The organism is Nocardia huaxiensis (assembly GCF_013744875.1).
In the GTDB taxonomy this organism is placed as follows: Bacteria; Actinomycetota; Actinomycetes; order Mycobacteriales; family Mycobacteriaceae; genus Nocardia; species Nocardia huaxiensis.
In genome coordinates this window covers 6,235,353-6,250,993 of record NZ_CP059399.1, presented here as the reverse complement: position 1 = coordinate 6,250,993, position 15,641 = coordinate 6,235,353, and the positions used below count along the sequence as shown (strand labels likewise).

General features: G+C 66.3%; 17 protein-coding genes and 1 pseudogene. 12 read left to right on the top strand and 6 right to left on the bottom strand.

Annotation, left to right across the window (positions count from 1 at the left end; genetic code table 11):
- From pgsA to H0264_RS28350, 6 genes are all read left to right on the top strand, one after another.
- A complete protein-coding gene (pgsA, locus tag H0264_RS28375; protein WP_231085037.1) occupies positions 1–672 on the top strand; it encodes a phosphatidylinositol phosphate synthase in 672 nt (223 codons plus the stop codon).
- Positions 669–1,733 (top strand): phosphatidylinositol mannoside acyltransferase, encoded by a 1,065-nt coding sequence (locus H0264_RS28370; RefSeq protein ID WP_244975969.1) that lies wholly within the window; start codon positions 669–671, stop codon positions 1,731–1,733. Before pgsA ends, H0264_RS28370 begins: the two co-directional genes overlap by 4 nt.
- Positions 1,730–2,854 carry a glycosyltransferase family 4 protein gene (locus tag H0264_RS28365; RefSeq protein ID WP_181580382.1) on the top strand — a complete coding sequence of 375 codons (1,125 nt, stop codon included), beginning with the start codon at positions 1,730–1,732 and terminating at the stop codon, positions 2,852–2,854. The genes H0264_RS28370 and H0264_RS28365 overlap by 4 nt, the downstream gene beginning before the upstream one ends.
- Positions 2,854–3,936 carry an NUDIX hydrolase gene (locus tag H0264_RS28360; protein WP_181585890.1) on the top strand — a complete coding sequence of 361 codons (1,083 nt, stop codon included), beginning with the start codon at positions 2,854–2,856 and terminating at the stop codon, positions 3,934–3,936. The genes H0264_RS28365 and H0264_RS28360 overlap by 1 nt, the downstream gene beginning before the upstream one ends.
- Before the next feature lie 68 nt (positions 3,937–4,004).
- The gene (locus H0264_RS28355) at positions 4,005–4,790 is read left to right on the top strand and encodes a CPBP family intramembrane glutamic endopeptidase (RefSeq protein WP_181580381.1); all 786 of its coding nucleotides are present in this window, start codon (positions 4,005–4,007) and stop codon (positions 4,788–4,790) included.
- Between the two features lie 31 nt (positions 4,791–4,821).
- Positions 4,822–5,868 carry an AraC family transcriptional regulator gene (locus H0264_RS28350; RefSeq protein ID WP_181580380.1) on the top strand — a complete coding sequence of 349 codons (1,047 nt, stop codon included), beginning with the start codon at positions 4,822–4,824 and terminating at the stop codon, positions 5,866–5,868.
- 64 nt (positions 5,869–5,932) lie between these two features.
- Here H0264_RS28350 and H0264_RS28345 read toward each other — a convergent pair whose 3' ends face one another.
- The 3 genes and pseudogenes from H0264_RS28345 to H0264_RS38335 form a co-directional block, all read right to left on the bottom strand.
- Positions 5,933–6,148 (bottom strand): hypothetical protein, encoded by a 216-nt coding sequence (locus H0264_RS28345; protein WP_181580379.1) that lies wholly within the window; start codon positions 6,146–6,148, stop codon positions 5,933–5,935.
- Positions 6,149–6,713: 565 nt separating this feature from the next.
- Positions 6,714–7,856: pseudogene (locus tag H0264_RS28340) on the bottom strand (IS3 family transposase).
- Between the two features lie 279 nt (positions 7,857–8,135).
- Positions 8,136–8,957, bottom strand: coding sequence for a hemerythrin domain-containing protein (locus tag H0264_RS38335; RefSeq protein ID WP_220139856.1), 822 nt, complete (start codon positions 8,955–8,957; stop codon positions 8,136–8,138).
- Between the two features lie 144 nt (positions 8,958–9,101).
- Here H0264_RS38335 and H0264_RS39385 point away from each other — a divergent pair, with 144 nt between their 5' ends.
- Entirely contained in the window at positions 9,102–9,374 is a 273-nt protein-coding gene (locus tag H0264_RS39385; RefSeq protein ID WP_476703697.1) for a DUF6881 domain-containing protein, read from the top strand.
- Between the two features lie 62 nt (positions 9,375–9,436).
- A complete protein-coding gene (locus tag H0264_RS28330; protein WP_181580378.1) occupies positions 9,437–9,712 on the top strand; it encodes a hypothetical protein in 276 nt (91 codons plus the stop codon).
- Positions 9,713–9,777: 65 nt separating this feature from the next.
- Here the strand turns inward: H0264_RS28330 and H0264_RS28325 are convergent, their stop codons facing one another.
- A complete protein-coding gene (locus tag H0264_RS28325) occupies positions 9,778–10,560 on the bottom strand; it encodes an alpha/beta fold hydrolase (RefSeq protein WP_181585888.1) in 783 nt (260 codons plus the stop codon).
- Between the two features lie 155 nt (positions 10,561–10,715).
- Here H0264_RS28325 and H0264_RS28320 point away from each other — a divergent pair, with 155 nt between their 5' ends.
- Positions 10,716–11,417 carry a GNAT family N-acetyltransferase gene (locus H0264_RS28320; protein WP_181580377.1) on the top strand — a complete coding sequence of 234 codons (702 nt, stop codon included), beginning with the start codon at positions 10,716–10,718 and terminating at the stop codon, positions 11,415–11,417.
- 21 nt (positions 11,418–11,438) lie between these two features.
- Here the strand turns inward: H0264_RS28320 and H0264_RS28315 are convergent, their stop codons facing one another.
- Positions 11,439–11,882: a MarR family winged helix-turn-helix transcriptional regulator gene (locus tag H0264_RS28315; RefSeq protein WP_181580376.1), complete on the bottom strand. Its 444-nt coding sequence runs from the start codon at positions 11,880–11,882 to the stop codon at positions 11,439–11,441.
- A 93-nt stretch (positions 11,883–11,975) separates the two neighbouring features.
- Between H0264_RS28315 and H0264_RS28310 the strand changes: the two genes are divergently transcribed.
- The 3 genes from H0264_RS28310 to H0264_RS28300 all read left to right on the top strand — a co-directional run bounded on the left by H0264_RS28310 (position 11,976) and on the right by H0264_RS28300 (position 14,381).
- Positions 11,976–12,635 (top strand): TIGR03086 family metal-binding protein, encoded by a 660-nt coding sequence (locus H0264_RS28310; protein WP_181580375.1) that lies wholly within the window; start codon positions 11,976–11,978, stop codon positions 12,633–12,635.
- 89 nt (positions 12,636–12,724) lie between these two features.
- Positions 12,725–13,393, top strand: coding sequence for an EthD domain-containing protein (locus H0264_RS28305; protein ID WP_181580374.1), 669 nt, complete (start codon positions 12,725–12,727; stop codon positions 13,391–13,393).
- A 499-nt stretch (positions 13,394–13,892) separates the two neighbouring features.
- The gene (locus tag H0264_RS28300) at positions 13,893–14,381 is read left to right on the top strand and encodes an aggregation-promoting factor C-terminal-like domain-containing protein (RefSeq protein WP_181580373.1); all 489 of its coding nucleotides are present in this window, start codon (positions 13,893–13,895) and stop codon (positions 14,379–14,381) included.
- 27 nt (positions 14,382–14,408) lie between these two features.
- Here the strand turns inward: H0264_RS28300 and H0264_RS28295 are convergent, their stop codons facing one another.
- Positions 14,409–15,551, bottom strand: coding sequence for an acyl-CoA dehydrogenase family protein (locus H0264_RS28295; RefSeq protein ID WP_181580372.1), 1,143 nt, complete (start codon positions 15,549–15,551; stop codon positions 14,409–14,411).
- Between the last annotated feature and the right edge of the window lie 90 nt (positions 15,552–15,641).

The window sequence follows — 15,641 nt, the reverse complement described above, 5'->3', positions numbered from 1 at the left end:
GTGCTGAGCTTCTTCGGTCGCGAAACGTTCGCCAAAGCGACTGCCCCACTGGGGAAAGCGTTGGTGAGCACCGGGCTGACCCCCGACGCGATGACGCTCATCGGCACCACCGCCTCGATCGCGGCCGCGGTCACGCTGTTCCCGACCGATCACCTGTTCTGGGGAACCATGGTGATCTGGCTGTTCGTCATGTTCGACATGCTCGACGGTGCGATGGCGCGGGCGCGCGGCGGCGGCACGAAATACGGCGCGGTGCTGGACGCCACGTGTGATCGCGTGGCGGACGGGGCCATCTTCGGCGCGCTCGCCTGGTGGGCGGTGTACACCGAGCACAGCAAGCACCTGTTCCTGGCGACGCTGATCGTGCTGGTGACCTCGCAGGTCATCTCGTACGCCAAGGCGCGCGCGGAGGCCAGCGGGCTGTCGGCCGACGGCGGGCTCATCGAACGCCCGGACCGGCTGGTCATCGTGCTCGTCGGCGCCGGATTCACCGGCATCGGAGGGCATTTCGGCATCGAATGGCTGTCCTACGCGGTGTACGCGGCCATGTACGCCCTCGCGGTGCTGAGCATCATCACCGTGTTCCAGCGGGTCCTCGCGGTGCGCAATTCGCCCGGGGCCCGCGACGTTCTCGCCCCCGCGGCGAAGGCCCCGGAGGCACCGCAGCAGTGAGCAGCGATTTCACGTCCGCGTTGACCGATCAGGGGTACGCGGCCGGGTGGCGGCTGGTGCGCGGACTGCCGGAGGGCCTGGCGCGCAAGCTGTTCGACGCCGGAGCCGACCTCGGGTCGCGCAAGGCCAACAAGGCCGCGCACGCCGGACATCCGAATCAGTTGCGGCGCAATCTGGCCCGCGTGCTCGGGGTGCCGCCGGAGCAGGTGCCCGATGAGCTGATCCGGGACAGCATGCGCTCCTATGCCCGCTACTGGCGGGAGGCGTTCCGATTGCCGTCCATGGATCACGCCGACATGGTGCGGTCGGGACGGCTGTTCGTGAACGAGGTCGAGCACCTCGAGGCCGCCGTCGCCGCCGGGCGCGGCGCCGTGCTGGCGCTGCCGCACTCCGGGAACTGGGACATGGCCGGCGTGTGGCTGGTGCAGAACCAGGGCGGACTGGCCACTGTCGCAGAGCGTTTGCAGCCGGAATCGCTGTTCGTGCGGTTCATGGAATACCGGGAGAGCCTCGGCTTCGAGGTGTTCCCGCTGAGCGGTGGCGAGCAGCCCCCGTTCCCGCAACTCGCGGATCGCCTGCGCGACAACAAGGTTGTCTGCCTGATGGGGGAGCGCGACCTCACCGGCAAGGGGGTGCCGGTCGACTTCTTCGGCGAGCGCACCTGGATGCCCGCCGGCGCGGCCAAACTGGCCATCGAGACCGGTGCGGCGCTGATCCCCGTGCACTGCTGGTTCACCACCGGCCCGGACGGGCGCGAGGGCTGGGGATTCAAAACCGAAGCCCCCATCGACGTTTCGGGCGGGGTCGCGGCGGCAACCCAGGCGTTGGCGGACCGGTTCGCGGCCAATATCGCCGCCCACCCCGCCGACTGGCACATGTTGCAACCGGTGTGGGAGAGTGATTTGTCGCAGGAGCGGCTGGCCCGCATCGCGGCGGCACAGCAGGCCCTGGGATTTTCGGCAGAGCGGTCGCGGGGCCAGTCGGCGCCGCAGGCCCCGGGGCAAGCATCGCCGGAGGCCGAGACCGGCACGCAGGGGCACAGGGGAGACGGCGCACTATGAGAATCGGCATGGTCTGCCCGTATTCGTTCGACGTCCCGGGCGGGGTTCAGGCGCATGTCGTGGAATTGGCGCAGGTGCTCATCGAACGCGGCCACAAGGTGAGCGTGCTCGCACCCGCCGCCGAGGACACTCCGCTGCCCGACTATGTGGTGTCGGCCGGGCGTGCGGTCGCCATTCCGTACAACGGGTCGGTGGCGCGACTGTCGTTCGGGCCCACCGCGTATTCGCGGATTCGGCGCTGGATCGCCGAGAACGATTTCGACGTGCTGCACATTCACGAGCCGAATGCGCCGAGCCTGTCGATGCTGGCGTTGAAGATCGCGGAGGGGCCGATCGTGGCCACCTTCCACACCTCGACCACGAAGTCGTTGGTGCTCAGTACTTTTCAGGGTGTGCTGCGGCCGTACCACGAGAAGATCAGTGGCCGCATCGCGGTGTCGGAGCTGGCGCGACGCTGGCAGGTGGAGGCGCTCGGCGGGGACGCGGTGGAGATCCCGAACGGGGTGGACGTGCCCGCCTTCGCGCACGCGCCGCTGCTGCCGGGATATCCGCGCCAGGGCGGAACCGTGCTGTTCCTGGGGCGTTTCGACGAACCGCGCAAGGGCATGGAGGTGCTGCTGGGCGCGCTGCCCGCGCTGGTGCGCCGCCATCCCGAGGTGGAGATTCTGATCGTCGGGCGCGGTGACGAGGACAAGCTGCGTCGCGAAGCGGGGGAGAACGCCTCGCATCTGCGCTTCCTGGGCCAGGTTTCGGACGCGGAGAAGGCGTCCGCCATGCGCAGCGCCGACGTGTACTGCGCCCCGAATATCGGCGGCGAGAGCTTCGGCATCGTGCTGGTGGAGGCCATGGCCGCCGGAACCGCCGTGGTGGCAAGCGATCTCGACGCCTTCCGCCGCGTGCTGCGGGACGGCACCGCCGGAATGCTGGTCCCCGTCGGCGATTCCGATCGGCTGGCCGTCGCGCTGGACACCATGCTCACCGATGCGGCCGTGCGCGAGGAGTTCATCCGCACCGCCAATCAGGTTGTCGGCGAATACGATTGGCCGGTGGTGGCAGAACAGATCCTGCGCGTGTACGAAACCGTCACCGTCGGCGACGTGCGCGTGAGGACCGCCGGATGATCACCTTCTCCGCGACCACCATTCTGGTCCTCACGCTCATCGCCGCGGTCGTCATCACCATCGGCGTGTGGGCCTACACCACCGCGAATCGCCTGGACCGCCTGCATGTTCGCACCGACCAGGCCCGGCACGCGCTCGACGCCGCGCTGGCCCGCCGTGCCGTGGTGGGCCGGTCGGTGGCCACCACCCTGGCGGGCCGGGCCGCCGACCGCGACTCGAGTGGTCGCCTCACCGGCGCCTCGGCCGATCCGGAACTGGCCGAACAGGCCCGCCGCCTCACCTCCCTGGCCGATCGCGCCGAACGCACCAACTGGCGCGACCGCGAAACCGTCGAAAACCAGCTCGCCGCAGCACTTTCCGCCGTCGACATCGCCCTGCTGCCCCCGCAGCTGGTGGCCGAGCTCGCCGACGCCGAAGCCCGGGTGCTCATCGCCCGCCGCTTCCACAACGACGCCGTCCGCGACACCCTCGCCCTGCGCACCCGCCGCCTGGTCCGCTGGCTGCACCTCGGCGGAACCGCCCCCCTGCCAACCTATTTCGAGATCGCCGAACGGGTCACCCCCGCCGCCTCCACCGGTCTCGACGTCGACACCGTCCGCACCTCCGCCCGCATCGTCCTGCTCGACGAACAGGACCGGGTCCTGCTGCTGCGCGGCCGCGACCCCCAGGTCCCCGACGTGCAGTTCTGGTTCACCATCGGCGGCGGCGTGGACCCCGGAGAAACCTTGCGCGAGGCCGCGATTCGCGAACTCCACGAGGAAACCGGCTACCCCGCCGACTCCTCCATGCTGCGCGGCCCGCTCTGGCGGCGCGTCGCCGTATTCCCCTTCAACGGCGAACTCATCCGTTCGGAGGAACTCTTCTTCGTCCTGCGCGTCAAGGCGTTCGACCCGAAGCCGGCCAAGCTCGACTTCATCGAACGCCGCTCCATCACCGGCAACAAGTGGTGCACCCCCGCCGACATCATCGACCTCGACGGATCCGGCGAAACCGTCTACCCCTATCACCTGGATCAGCTTCTCCCCGAAGCGATCAAGGCCGTCGACACCGACACCGAACCCGAAGTGCGCTCCATCCGCTGATCGCGTCGATGCCCGCCGCACGGTGCCACATGGCAGATCACGGCGTGATGATCTTCTATGTTTAGCTCATGAGCACGCCGCATACCGAGGCGCGGGCCGTTCCCACCGGCCGGCGTCTGTCCTATCCGATGTTCGCCGCTGTCGTCATCGCCTACCTCGCCATCATTCAAGGTGGCGGGATCCTGATGAAACACCTCAGCGGGGAAGAGGATTTCCTGTCCACGCGCGGAGTGTTCTACGGAATGATCATCCCGCTGGGCGTGGCCTTGGCGTTCACCTACGGCGTGATCGCCTACCTCGGATGGCTGCGCCCGGTCCTGCACGACGACCGCCCGACCCGGCCCTGGGTCCGCGTGGTGCCGATCGTGTTCCTCGTCGCCATCGCCGGTGGCATCGGCTACAGCGCACTCGCGCAAAAGGGTTGGCTGTACGTCGTGGTCCTGCTGATCGCCACCCAGTTCGTCGGCTGGGGTGAGGAGGGCATGTTCCGCGGCCTCGGCGTCGTGGTGCTGCGCGAACACGGGCTCACCGAAGGCCGGGTCGCGCTGTGGTCCAGCATCGTCTTCGGCGCGGTCCACCTCACCAACGGCATCACCCATGGGGCCTCGGCCCTACCCCAAGCCATCATGGTCAGCCTCGCCGGCTACTTCTTCTACCTCATCCGCCGCGTGACCCGAGGCAACACCGCCAACTCGATCATCCACGGCCTCTTCGACTTCACTCTCCTCACCGGCACCGCCATCCTCGTGGACCAGACCTTCTACCCCGGCACCCTGCTCCCCATCCTCGTCTACCCCGTCCTCGCCATCCTCCTGCTGCTGAACCGCCACCGCATCGAACCCGCACAGCAGTAATGGAATTCGAGTTGATCGATCGAGGATTGTGGTGACTCCAGGCAGATCCCGTGCCGCGAACGACGGCACCGTCTCCTCCAGTCTGGCCCGCTTGGTATCGGGTGTCGTAGCAGATCTGGGCATGAACCGCGGCCAGTTCGCGCACCTGCCGGATCTGCGGCCCGAGGTGCTCGCCGACGATCTGGCCCGGGTATCGACCCCGACCATGATCGCGCTGTGGGAGCAGCTCACCCTGAGCGACGCCGGAACCGCGATCGGCGTGCACGTCGCCGACCAAGCGCCGGTGGGAACCCTCGGCCTGTGGGATTACCTGTACACGACGGGCCCCAGCCTGATCGAGACCACACCGCAGGCGCTGACCTACCTGGATGTGATCGGCGATCCGGGTGCGGACCGCACCCAGGTCATGGAGAGCGGCAGCCAATTCATCGTCGGCCACGCCACCGGCCCGGCGGTGCCCGACGTCGTCGAGGCCATCGAGATATTCGTGCTCGCGCTGTTCCTCAAACGATCACGGGAGGCCACCGGCCGCCCGATCGTCCCCCTCCGAGTCAGCCTGTCCCACCGCGCACCTCGCGAACATCGCCGGCTGACCGAGTTCTTCGGCACCACCCGCATCGACTACGAGGCCCCCGCCAATTCGATCACCCTGCTCGACGAAGACGCCCACGCCCCGCTCCCGCAATCCCAGCCCGGCCTCGCCAAGATCCTGCAACACCACGCCGACCTGACCCTGGCTGCCGCCAAACCCGTGCTCTGCTGGTACGACTCCTTCCGCGTAGCGCTGGACATCGTCTTCGACCAGAACATCCTCTCCCTCGAAGCGGTAGCCGAGCGCCTGGCCATGAGCCCCCGCACCCTCCAACGCCGCCTGTCCGAACACGAAACAACCTGGCGCACAGAGGTGGAAAAGGCCCGCCAGACCCGAGCCCTCACCCTCCTCCGCAACCCCGACCTATCGATGCGATCGATAGCCCGCCGAGTCGGCTACAGCGACGAGCGCGTACTCCGCCGAGCAATCCGCCGCTGGCACGGCGCACCCCCCACAGCAGTCCGCAACGGTCTCGCCACAGACTGAACCGGACCACGCTCGATATCGGCAACCACGATCATCCGAGTTCACTCGGGGGTTCGTCGCTGTCTCAGAACAGTCGATCGTCCGAAGGCTCCGGCGCGGCTGTCGTCCGCATGCGCTCGTCATCGATGTCATCCTGGATCGCATCGATCTGGTCCTGAACCACTTCGGCGCGCGCCACCAACTCGACCCGATCGGGCTCAGTGAGACACTCGGCGCCGAGCTTCTCGAAAACGCATGAGAGCACCGACCGTAAGTCCTCCAGCTTGCTGTCCGCCTCCACAGAACCTCACCCTACGCCCAAGCCCACCGACCACCCGCCACCAGCGTCGGACATGGTTGGCATGAACCGATCATGCCGAATGCACCTTCCGCGGACTGGCATCTATTCATACCGTTCGACCGGTTCATCGGCCGACTGGTCAGGCACCGCGACGATTACCCAGTCGAGCAGAAGATCTCTCCGGGACTGCCGATGGAAAGGATCGACGTCCGTCACTTGCGCATGGCGTGGTCACCGTCCGAGGTCGCCGAGTTGGCTCGGGTATGGGTCCAATGTGCTGATCGCATCGAGGAACTGCGGCCTGCGCTGACAGCGGAGGTCATCGTTTCGATCAACGTTCAGGTCAGCCGTGGAGGCGGGGCGGTATCGACTCAGGGCGTGTGGAGGAACCGGATCCGGCCTACGCCAACACTTTCCAGCGAATCTTGGTCGAAGTGGTAGAAATCCCGCGATAAGTGTTGTCTGAGGCCGGATCCGCACTGGTCCACTGATCTGCCGTGAGGTTCCCCCGCTTTCTCGGAGGGCTTGGTCTTCCCTGGGTTTCGCGGAGTCGGGTTGCTTGACTTCATGCCACGACGGTTGTGTTTTCAAACTCTATCGGTGTTCGCATGCCGAGGCTGCTGTGACGGCGCTGTCGGTTGTGGAAGATCTCGAGGTATTCGAAGATCGCGTTGGCCAGTTCGACGCGGGTGTTCCAGCGGCGACGGTCCAGCAGCTCGACCTGCATCCGCGACTAGAACGATTCCATCATCGCGTTGTCGTAGCAGTCGCCGACGCTGCCCATCGAGGGAACGAGCCCAGAGTCCTTGGCGCGCTTGGTGAATGCCCATGACCCGAACTGCGTGCCCTGATCGGAATGAATGATCGTTCCGTTCCCGGGACGACGGGTGTCGATGGCCATCCCGAGCGCATTGGTCACCAGCGCGGCGTTCGGGCTGGAGTCGATCGACCAGCCCACCACGCGACGTGAATAGACATCGAGGACCACCGCGCAGTAGACCTTCCCTTCTCTTGTGTGATGTTCCGTAATATCGGTGAGCCACTTGCGATTCGGCGCTTCCGAGGTGAAGTTCCGGTTGACGTGGTCGGTGGCGATCTGGTCGGGTTTGGCGTGTTTCCACTTCGGCCGACCGATCGCGCCGACGATCCCGGCCCGCCGCATCAGTAACTCGACCGCTCCGTGCCCGACGACGATGCCGCGGCCAAGCCGCAGTTCGGCGTGCACCCGGCGGCTGCCGTAAGCGCCGCGGGAACGCTGATGAACCTCGGCGATCAGCTCGGTCAGCCAGGCATGACGGACCTGCCGCTGCGACGGCGGGCGCGAACGCCAGTCGTAGAAACCGGATTCAGAGACTCCGAGCACCCGGCAGGCGATCTGGATCGACATCCCTTCCTCCGCCATCGCCGCGACCGCGGCGTACTTGGCTTTTGGGCGCACCGCCCCCTTCAACAACTCAGTTGCCCGCCGATGCACCACCAGCTCTGCTTCCAGTTGCGCGATGCGTTGTTTCGCCGCCACCAGTTCAGCCTTCTCCGCGCTGGTCAGGCCTGCTTCCAAGCTGCGGTCGATGCGGTCCTGGCGACGCCAGGTATAGATCGTCTGATCACTGATGTCCAGATCCCGTGCAATGTCGGCGATCTTGCGGCCGGCCTCGACCAGATCGAGCACCTTGCGCCGGAACTCCGGTGGATACCCACGCCGTCCCATGCCACTCCTCCTCATCAGGGTGGCACAAGAATCCAACATCCCGACTCCGAAAAACCCGGGATAGACCAGCTTGCCTGCTCGAACATGATGCCGCCGCAGTTAAGGCATACGGCGATCCTGAAGGCGCATTCTGCTCGTCTTGTTCAGGAGGAGCACGTTGCGCGTGCTCGTTCTGCAAAGGATGAGAGTTCGCTCCGCAATGCTGGACCGTGCTCCGACAACGCGCTGAAATACCGCTTCCCGCGCTGACCGAAGGGGTCAACGATGCATAGCCGAAGATCAGTGCCTGCGGCTGAACAACTCCGCTGCGGTGTAGTCGGCGCTCGGCAACTCGTCCAAGGCGGCCGCGATGCGGCGTTCCTCCCACTGGAAGTGGGATTCCAGAATGGCTGACAGCCCTGCGACCTCAGCGCGTACCGTCGCAAGATTCTCGATGCTGACTTCGGCAAGCGCGGTGGTCATGCGGGTCAGGATGTCCGCGACCAGATGGTGGTCGGCGGAGAGTTCGGTCAGGACCGGCCGCAGGTCGGGAAAGCGTTGAGCCAGAACGGGAAACGCTGTCTCATCCTCGCTTGTGTGATGGGCGGTGAGGGCTTGGCAGAAGGCCAGGCAGTGTGCGCGCAGGTCCCGTAGGGAGCCGATCGGGGTCGTGGCCGGATACTCGTCCAGGGAGTGGGTAACGCGGCGAAGTTCGCTACGCAACCACTGGTGAGTGTCGATCAATTCGCGGCCCAGGGCTCGGGCGCGATGGGGGTCGGTGGACATGGAGATCTCTTTTCGCGAAATGGGGTAGACGGGAGGCATCCCTCGCTGATGGCAAGAACGCGTGAGGGCGTAAAAGGCGCTGTGGCAGTGGTTGTCGCGCAGTCTGAGCGAGGCGCGCGCGGCATCAGCAGGGAATCGGAAGTGGACCCATGGCTGCCTCCTGAAGTGCGGTGCCTCCATGCCGACGCCGTCCACCTGGCGCGTACACGCGACACCGACCCATCCTATGCGGATGGCGATGTGACTCGCGACGGCCTGGATCGAGCACACCGAACGCACTGACATGCCGCTGGTCGCGCTGACCGGACCAGCCAGTGCCCGCAGGGCGAAGGTCAACGGCGCGAGCTGATCTGGCGTTGGCTGAACGCTCTATGTAGCCGAGTGGTGCACTGCTGGGATCGGTGCATTCTCATCGAATCTCTTTGGCAGCCAGCAAGATGTGTCACCGGCCAGGATCTACAGTGAGGTTCCGGATAGTAGATCGAAAGTAGGCAGACCGTAGGTGACGAACCGTTGGTGACGCTCTCGGAGTTGTTCGACGACGGCATCGAGTTTCGGAAGATCCAGCGATTTCCGGATGGTCGCACAGGGCTCGCCGGAGGATCCATCGATACCGAACTCACGTGGTTGCACAGTTCCAAACGGAGTGACTGGTTGCCGGCGGTTGGTGACTGCGCGCGAACATCCTCAACTGCCGCTTGCCAGTTCGTTCGGCGTAGCCCAGCACGCCGCCGCATCGAACTGTGCGACTGAGGCCGTAATGCGATGTGGCGTACGGCGATACGACCAGCGAGGGTCATTTCGATGGAGGCGCCGTGTTCCACGAGTCCGCAATGCCGCCGAGTCGCTGGAATCGCCTGTGCCAGTGGTGGAACCGCCTGCTCGAGCAGCCGGAAATCAAGGGGGCGCGGTTCGTGTTCCAGGGGGCCGCCGTAATGCTGTTGTTCTTCATACCATTGGATTTCGTCGGCGCCCTCGATGAACCGGCTCGTCTCCCCGCCCAGCAGCCTGACGTGCGTTTGCCTCCCGTCACCTCACTGCTTCCGTCCGCCTTCACCACGCCCACCCGGCTGCAGCCCCCACCCCGCTGATTTCGAGCGGTCACCACGCAAGGACGGTGAGCAGGACGCGGTATGGGAGTGGTACGCCAACCCACTCAGGAGTGGGCGCGGCAGAATGCGCGCACGGCGTGGTTGAATTCGTCGGGCCGTTCCAGGTTGCTGAGGTGTCCCGCGCCGGGGATCACGACGAGCTCGGCGTGCGGGATCGCGTCCTGGAACTGTCGTGCGACCGCCAGGGGTGAGCGCACATCCTGTGCGCCCCAGAGCAATAGGGTGGGCACCGACACGGTGGGCAGGAGGTCCCGCTGGTCGGTCTCGGCCATCAGCGCCAGTTGTTTGCGCATGGTGTCCGGGCGTGCGGCGGCCGCCATCGCGTCGAGCAGCGGTGCGTACGCGGCGGGTGGTTCGCCGGCGAACAGTCCGGGCGGGGTCGGATCGAACTCACCGGGCGGTGCGGCCAGCATCCGACCCGCGGACTCGACGCGGGCTCGTACCTCCTCCGCGGGGAGGGAGCCTTTCCAGCCCGCGTAGGTGTCGGCGAGGATCAACGTGCGCACCAGGTGCGGATGGCGACGGTAGAACTCCAAGGCGAGGGTGCCGCCCCAGGAGAGGCCGGCGATGTGCGCCGGTCCGAGCCGCAGTGAGTCCATCACCGCGGCGAGACAGTGTGCGTAGTCCATGAGGCCGAACGATTCGGGGAGATCGGAGGAACGGCCCGCTCCTGGCTCGTCCCAGGTCACCACGGTGAATTCGTCCGACAGCGCGTCATATTGCGGCCGCCAGATGCGGGCGTCGTCGCCTGCGCTGTGCAGGAACACCACGGGCGGCCCCTCGCCGACCCGGTCGTAGGCGATCTCCAGACCGCCGACTCGTGCCATGGCCACGACTCCACGCTAGCCTGCTCCGCCTTCGATCCGCGGCTGAGATCGAATATGGTTCGCGCATGTTTCCCATGTGGCGAATCACGTATGTCAGAGCGGCGCTGCAGCAGGGAACCTGGCGTACCGCCGCTCGCGGGCTGGCGAGTTGGATAGTGACGGTCGGGGCTCCGGCGGTGGTCTTCGGGATCGCGTTGACGGTCGTGTCGAGTCCCGCCGCGAGGGGACTCGTCATCGCTGTATGGGTGGCGCTCGCGGTAGGCGTTGTGCTTGTCGCGGGTGGGTTGTGGGCGTGGCGGGTCAGTGAGCTCTGCGACAAGGCAATCAAGGCGCACGATGACGTGCCGCGGAAGGTCGAGTCCGCACGGCTGCTGCTGCGCCCGCCGGTACCGCAGGACGCGGTCGCACTCGCCGCCACGATCGATGCGGAGATGATCGCAGGGAACGGGTGGACCGAACGCACTGCCCGGGTAATGGTGCAGGCCGTCAGGTCGGGGCATCCGACTCCGGGGCTTCTCGTGTTAGAGGCGTGGTCGGACGGGGCCCTGGTGGGTGGCGCGACCGTGCACCCCAGCGCTGGCGACGCCTCGTCGCGCACGCTCGGCTGGTGGATCGGGCCACGGCACCGGCGCGCCGGCTACGCGAGCGAAGCGGTGGCCGCGCTGGTCGAGGCGATCCACGACGCCGGTGTCACCACCGTCGAAATCGGTACGAGCGAGTCGAATCTGGCGGTGCAGCGCATCTGCGACAGGATCGGGGCGACGGAAAAGGATCGGCGAGCGCAGACGTTGCCGAACGGATCGGTCGTCCCGGCAATCTGGTACGAGCACCGGCAGGTGACCGCGGACCAGCCTTGACCAGCCCGAGTTTCGGCGAGTTCATGCAGGCTCACCGAGGGCGGGGATCCCTTCCGACAGTCGTTGCAGCGACCGCAGAAAGACCTTCCGGTCGGCGGCGGGCAGGAGGGACAGCACCTGTTCCTCCTGCTCCTGAATTTCACGCTGTGTCCGATCGCGAACGGTACGGCCGTCAGCGGTGAGCGACACCAGCCGCGCCCGCCGATCGGCCGGATCCGGATCGCGGCGAATGAGCCCGCGTTCCTGTAGTTCGTCGAGCACCCGGATGATCCGCGTCTTATCCGCGTTGATCTTCTTCGCGAGCGCTGCCTGGGTGTAGACGGGTTCGTTGCCGAGTCCGAGCAGCACGGCATAACCCCACATGCTGAGCCCATTGCGTTCGAGCACAGGCAGTTCCGCCTGTATGAGGACGCGTCCCAGCGGCGCGAGCATCGCGGCGAGATCGGGGCGCTGCACTTCCGGCATGGGAAAGAAAGTACTACTCGACAGACAGTAAGCCTGTGCTTACGATAGGCGTATGCACACTATTTGGGTGCCTGGATGTCGAGAGGATCCACGATGACCACTGAATCCACCACCTCGAAGAACTTCGAATCCCTCATTGCCGGAATAGATCTCATCGCTTTGCATGCTCGTGTAGTCGAAACCTCCGTCGAGGTCGCGTCCCACGTCACCCCGGCTGATCTCACGAAGCCGACACCGTGCGCGGGTTGGACGCTGGACGACCTGCTCGCCCACATGATCGCCCAGCACTACGGATTCGCGGCCGCCGCGCGCGGGGTGGGCGATCGGGAGCGGTGGCATCCGCGCCCACTCGGCCCCGATCCCGCCGCCGACTACCGCGCTGCCGCCGAGCACGTCCTCACGGCCTTCGCCGAACCCGATGTCCTCGACCGCAACTTCCCGCTCCCGGAATTCACCACCGCCTTCGAATTTCCGGGCGCCCAGGCGGTCACCTTCCACTTCATCGACTATGTCGTGCACAGCTGGGATGTCGCCCGAACCTTGGGCGCGACAGTCGCTTTCGGCGATGAGATCCTGAAGCTCGCGCTCCCCGTCGCGCGGTTCGTCCCGGACGACAAGTCGCGCACCGTCCCCGGCGCGGCCTTCGCGCCCGCTGTCGCCTGGTCCGGCGACTCCACGCTCGACGCCGTCCTGGCCCTGCTCGGCCGCTCCCCGGACTGGGCTCCGGCACATCCTGAGACGTCTGTCCGATAGGCGGGACGAATCCGGCAATATCGGCAGCTCGAGCGGGTGTCGCGGTTACCGTGGGCCGACCAATGGTGATCTGTGGCAAGGACTTCGGAATGAAGCTGATGTACGCCCTCTGGGGTGAGGGACTGGACGCGTGGCTGCACGGTGCGGAACTGCGGCGGCGACTGGCCGATATCGGCGGGTACGAATTGCAGGTGAATGTGCGCGACGCCGAGGTGGCGGGTGCGCAATTGCGCCACACCACCTATGCGGAGCCGATCGCCGCGATCGTGAGCGTGCGCACCCTGGGTGGGCACGAAACCGTCACCGCCGCACTGGGTTCGGTGGCCGACGAGGTGCAGGGCTGGATGGTCGACGAACGTCGGCCGATTGTGCCGCCGCAGGTCGAGGATGGGGTGCGCACCGATGCGCTCGCCAATGTCGCGCTGCTGCGCATCCCGGCCGACCTCACCCGGGAGGAGTGGCTGCACCGCTGGCACGACCTGCACACGCCGGTCGCCATCGAAACGCAGGCGACCTTCGGCTACGTGCAGAACACCGTGGCCGAGGCGATCACCCCGGGTAAACGGGTGGATGCCCTGGTCGAGGAGCTGTTCCCGATGGCGGCCATGGCCAGCCCGCACGAGTTCTACGGCAGCGGCGGCGACGATGCCGAATTGCAGCGGCGCATCACGCGATTGATGGAGAGCGTGGTCAGCTTCGGCGCGCACCTCGACCTGGACATCGTCCCGACCAGTCGGTACGTCTATAAGCTCAGCTGAGGACGGGGGACATCCCGACAGGAGTGGGCCCAGGATCCGAGCCTCGTCGAGTCCAACGGTATTCCGCCCTGGGTATTTCGACTTCGACCTGATGCCCGATCGCGATCCGATCGAATACACCGAGCGGATTGCCGAGCGCGTACTCCCGCGCGTGCACGCCCTCCGATCAGCGTCGTCTCGGAAATTCCCCGAGCGGATGTGAAACACGCTCATCTCCACTAGGGTCGGACGCGGTTTGCCGTGTACCGGATGCGGTGGACCCTGTGTGGAGGTGAGTGTTTCTCGTGTCATATCTGCTGTACGACTTCCTGATGCCGTACCTGGGTCCGTCGGCCGCCGAATATTGGGCGACGCTGCTGGTGATCGCGCCGCTCGAAGGATAACTGGACGCCGACACGCCGAATGGAATGCTCTCCTTTCTGATTAACCAATGATTTGCTCTTTCTGATTTCACCGGTTTCGCGACTAACGCCGTCGACGTGAAAGGAATGAGTCGGTCATGCCGCACTCGATTGTGCGGGGGATTCGGTGCGTCGGTAAATTCGCCGTCGTCCTGACAGTGGCCACCGCCATGGCGGTCTGCGCCGCCGCGACCGCGGAAGCGGACTGCGGGCTCGACTGCGAGGACGACCGCGAGTCGGCGGCGCTGTCGCTGTCGGGACTGGCCGGGCTCGGCGTGGGCGCGCTCTTCGGGTTGTACACCCTCACGCCCCGGGCCATTGCCCTGGCCATGGTCCCGCCCGACCAGTTCCTGGCCTTCGACGCCATCATCGAGCGGGAGAGCGGCTGGAACACCTTCGCCGTCAACCCCGTCAGCGGCGCGTACGGTCTGCCGCAGGCCCTGCCGGGACACAAGATGTCCACGCACGGGCTGGACTGGCCGTTCAATCCGGTCACCCAGATCCGTTGGGCCTACGACTATATGAACCAGCGCTACGGCAGTCCCAATGACGCGTGGGTGTTCTGGCAGGCCAACGGCTGGTATTGAGCGAGTCTGGCTGGAGCCGAACGGAATTCAGCCCAGGGGAGTGTTGCCCAGCAGCACGTGCCCGGTGAAGCGCAGCTGCTTGGCCCGCGGCAGCGGATGGAACAGCGCGCCGTGGATGTCGCGGTACCACATTTCCAGGGGGTAGTCGCGCGAGAATCCCAGTCCGCCAACGATTTCGATGGCCAGCCGCACCGTCTGGATCAAGGCGTCCGCCGCGACGGTCTTGCGGCTGAGAATGCGGGCCGCGTGCGCGTCGGTATTGGCGAAACGCAGATCATCGGACTCGCTGAACATGGCATCGATGAGATCGGCGGCGGTGGTGTGCGCATTCGCCATCTCACCCACCAGGCTCACCAGATGCGCGGCCTCGCGTTGCGCCGCCAGCGACGTCGCCAATTCCACAGCGCTGTCGGCGATTCCGAGATACGCCGACATGACCAGCGGCATGGCCGCACCGATCACCACATTCAGGATCGGCGGCCACACATCGGCCGGCCGGATCAGCGAGACCGCCGCATCGGGCACGAACACGTCCTCGAACACCACCGTGTGCGAGCCGCTGGCCCGCAAACCCAGTGTGTTCCAAGTCTTGTCGATGCTCACCCCGGGGGAGGCGAACGGAATCGCGCAGTGCAGCACCTGCGGACCATCGGGGGCGTCGTCCCAGCGCAGGCTGGTCACCACCACGGTCCCGGCCTCGCACCCGCTGGCGGGCATCTTGCGCGCGCTCACCCGGTAGCCGCCGTCCACCCGCACGACCCGGCCATTGGATTCCACCCAGTCCGAGGCGCCGGTGCTCACCAGAATGGCTCCGGCCGCGACCTTCTGGAAGATTCCGCTGGCGTCCATGCCGTGCTTGTGCCGCCACAGCTGGGTGGCCACCAGATGCGAGTGCATGGCGAAGGCCACCGCCGTGGAGGGATCGTGGCGGCCCAGTTCCCGCAGGATCTCGCCCATTTCGGCGTGCGTGACCGCGCCGCCGCCGAATTCGGCCGGCACCAGCGCCCGGGACAGTCCGGCAGTGCGCAGCAGATCGAAGGCGACGGTGGAGAGCTCGCCGGAGCGGTCGCGATCGGCGACGCCATCGGCGAGTTCCGCGCCGATGGCGGCGGCCGCCGCGATCGGGTCCAGGGCGGTGGCGGGGGTGTTTTCAGGAGCGGTAGTCGTCATGTTTCGAAAGGTAGGGACGCCCGCGATAACCCGATAGTCCAGAAATTGAACCTGTCCGGTCCGCATAATGGACCTGTCCTGCGAGGTGAG